Raw genomic sequence first — 1,939 nt, forward strand, 5'->3', positions numbered from 1 at the left:
CTGCCACCAACAGATACACTGGAGCACTCCGAAAGGAGAGGATATCTAGGAGCCGTATGCGATGAAAGTCGCACGTACGGTTCTGAAGCGGAGGTGCTCCCCTTAATAGGGGACATCGACCGTAACTTGTCTTCGCCAGTTCCAGAACGCTAGGATGTTGCCAATCGATGATTGCAGTGGTTGGTAGATAGTCTTGTGTATTCTCCATGTTAAAAAGGGAGTCGGGAGTCGGGAGTCGGGAGTCGGGAATCGGGAATCGGGAGTCGGGAGTGAAAAAAATCCTAATTAAAGTAGGGTGGGCAAACTAATCTATAGCGTTTATAGGACTCATGAGGTACAAATGGATCCCCCTAAATCCCCCTTAAAAAGGGGGACTTTGAGGTTAATTATTGTACCTCATACATGCAATTAACGCTATAATCATTAATACTCATTCTAAACCAAGGTTTTTTGCCCACCCTACAACCTAAATTCTTAGAGGTTGTCTGAGAAGTCTCATTTGCTACATCTAAGCCCCCTAAATCCCCCGAGCGAGCAATCCCTCGCTCGGGGGACTTTTAGCAGCAAATTGATTCTTGTTCCCCCCAAGCGAGCAATCCCTCGCTTGGGGGGCTAGGGCGTGTTTTCTTGCCTCGGAGATCCCCCGTTGGTCCCCCTTAAAAAAGGGGGACTTTGAGTATGGCTCCCCCCAAGCGAGCAATCCCTCGCTTGGGGGGCTGGGGGGGATCATAATCTTGCGGAAAACTTTGAAAACACGCCCTAGGGGGGCAAAATTCAGTATAAAAAAACTTTTCAGATATCCTCTTAATTCTTAATTCTTCATTCTAAATTCTTAATTCTTCATTCTCCATTCTAAATTCTAAATTCTAAATTCTAAATTCTAAATTCTAAATTCTAAATTCTTCATTCTCAATTCTTCATCGGTCTCCAATTCCCCGAAACAATGAAACTCGCCCAATAATAAGGATGCTGATATGTCTCATCTTTCAACATGTCCAGTTGGGTCTGCCGCAGAGCCTCGGTGCGCCCCATGTTATCGTCTAGCAAGCGCTGATAGTAAGCCAGCATCAGCTCTTTGGTGGCTTTATCCTCTACCTTGCGCAAACTGATCAGCTGAGTTTGTGAACCAGCAATTACAAAAGCCCGACGCAAGCCATAGATGCCCTCTCCTGAACTAATCCGTCCGGAACCGGTATCGCAAGCGGATAAGACCACCAACTCGGTGCCAGACAACTTCAGTCCTACGGCTTCCAAGGCAGTGAGTACCCCATTTTCTGCACCAGTTCGCTTCTGCTTAAACCCTGCTAGCACTAGTCCAGACAACAGCATGGGATTGTCATAGAGGGTGGGCAGTTCTTGATTGGGAGCGCTCTCAGAGAAACCATGGGTAGCAATATGCAGTATCCTGGGACTATTGATTTGTTTGACTGCTGACTCAGTGGCCTTAGCCCCCAGTAGAGGGTCTACTCCCAGCATGTCAGCGATTGCTTTTACTTCCTCAGCGGTGCCTGGTAATGGTGAAAAGTCCAGCTTTGAGAGGTCAATGGAACGGGTAAGGTGGGCACTGGGGAGATTGCTATGATTTTGATTAGCAATTAATTCACCAGCAGAACGGTCAAAGTCAGGATTGCCCAACAACACCGGAGCAGTTTGACTGGCAGATTTCTCGGATAATCTCAGTAAGTCCCTGCCAGAGGTAAGGTAACTAAAGCGATAGTTTTCCACCAGATACCGCTGCTGCTGATCCACCAGGGCTTCAAAGGGAATCAGGTTGAGCTCTCCTTCTGGGGAAAGTAAGATATATCGAGTAGACCCTAACAGTTTGCGCACAGGCTCCATCAACCTCTGATCCACTTGCCGTGCGGCTTGCTTCAACTGAGCTGTGCGTGTGCCTTTGTCTTGAAGAGAGAGGCGAAACAGCTCCAGGTCTGGTTCAATA

General features: G+C 47.7%; 1 protein-coding gene. It reads right to left on the reverse strand.

From position 1 onward, the window contains the following. Positions 1-909 precede the first annotated feature (909 nt). Positions 910-1,939 (reverse strand): CHAT domain-containing protein (locus F6K37_RS40050; protein WP_287256833.1); only part of this gene is annotated, 1,030 nt, incomplete at its 5' end.

Source organism: Moorena sp. SIO4E2 (genome assembly GCF_010671945.1).
In the GTDB taxonomy this organism is placed as follows: domain Bacteria; phylum Cyanobacteriota; class Cyanobacteriia; order Cyanobacteriales; family Coleofasciculaceae; genus Moorena; species Moorena producens.